Below are 1,315 nucleotides of genomic sequence, written 5' to 3' on the forward strand. Positions count from 1 at the left end.
TCCCCGGCGATCCTGGACGCACACTTCCCGGACCGCCAGGAAAAGGTGCCCGGCGACTACAAACCCGTGCCCCGTTCTAAGGCGGAAGCCGAATTCCTAGGCATCGGCGCCGGCGCGAGGACCTGGCTACTCGAAGCCGCCGCGGCCGGAGCGCAACGGATCAACGTGAAGATGGCCGAGGCCGTCGCACTGGCCAAAATCACCGGGCCCGACGAGGTCGACAAGGCCCTCGGCGTCGCCGCGATCCACCACCGCTTCGCGCACGGAGACCTCGCGTCCTTGCTGAACGCGGGCGGAAACCGCACCGGGCTGCGCACCGCCGCGGAGGACAAGTCCCTCACCCAGGGCACCGCCGGCTGGGCAGGCCTCGGTACCACCGGCGCCGGAGATGGCACCCGATGAGCATCACGACCGCGAACACCACCGCACCGGCCCTGCCCACCGACCTCGAGGCACTCATGCGGCAACTGAAAATGCCCCACGCCCGCGCCATCGCCCCGGACGTCCTGGCCACCGCCCGCGCTCAGCGCTGGGAGCCAGCCGAAGTCATCAAAGCACTGCTCGCCGAAGAAACCAAGGGGCGGGCCAGGTCGATGCTCGCCACCCGCCGCAAGGCCGCAGGGTTCCCCACGGGCAAGACATTCGCCCTCTGGGACGAAGCCGCCTCATCCATCCCGGCACCGACCCAACAGGCCCTGCGCACCCTGGAATGGATTCACCGGAAAGAAAACCTCGTCGTCTGCGGACCCTCCGGAACAGGGAAGACCTTCTTCCTCGAAGCCCTCGGCCAGCAGGCCGTCGAAGAAGGGATGCGCGTCGCCTGGTTCACCCTCGAGGACCTCGGCGCCCTCATCCGTTCGCACCGGGCCGACGACACAGTCACCCGCGCCGTGGCCAGGATCCTCCGCGCAGATTTGGTCGTCGTCGATGACATCGGGCTCCTCGCCGTGGCCACCGACGCCGCCGAAGGCCTCTACCGGGTCGTCGATGCAGCCTACGAAAAACGCGCCGTCGCGGTCTCCTCGAACCTCCACCCCGCCGGCTTCGACGAGCTCATGCCCAAGACCCTCGCCACCGCGACCGTCGACCGGCTCCTGCACCACGCCCACGTCTGCCAAACAACCGGCGACTCCATCCGCCTCACCCAGGCCCTGGCCGGAAAGGGCGTCATGCCACTGAACTAAACCTCAAACCGGTGGCCAGCACCCCCACCCCGAATGCGGGCAGACCAGCTGGCCACCGCTGGGCAGTTCTACTGGCCACCAGCGGGCAGAAATGCTGGCCGTCTATGGGCAATCCCTGATGGCCGTTGACA

Annotated in this window: 1 protein-coding gene and 1 pseudogene; both read left to right on the forward strand. The window is 68.2% G+C overall.

The annotated features are described in order from the left end of the window. A pseudogene (locus ARGLB_RS03225) lies at positions 1 to 402 on the forward strand (IS21 family transposase); the annotation flags it as partial. Continuing rightward, the gene (istB, locus tag ARGLB_RS03230) at positions 399 to 1,184 is read left to right on the forward strand and encodes an IS21-like element helper ATPase IstB (protein ID WP_003798844.1); all 786 of its coding nucleotides are present in this window, start codon (positions 399 to 401) and stop codon (positions 1,182 to 1,184) included. The pseudogene ARGLB_RS03225 and the gene istB, both read left to right, overlap by 4 nt. Positions 1,185 to 1,315 lie beyond the last annotated feature (131 nt).

Origin of the sequence: Arthrobacter globiformis NBRC 12137 (assembly GCF_000238915.1) — a bacterium.
GTDB lineage: Bacteria > Actinomycetota > Actinomycetes > Actinomycetales > Micrococcaceae > Arthrobacter > Arthrobacter globiformis.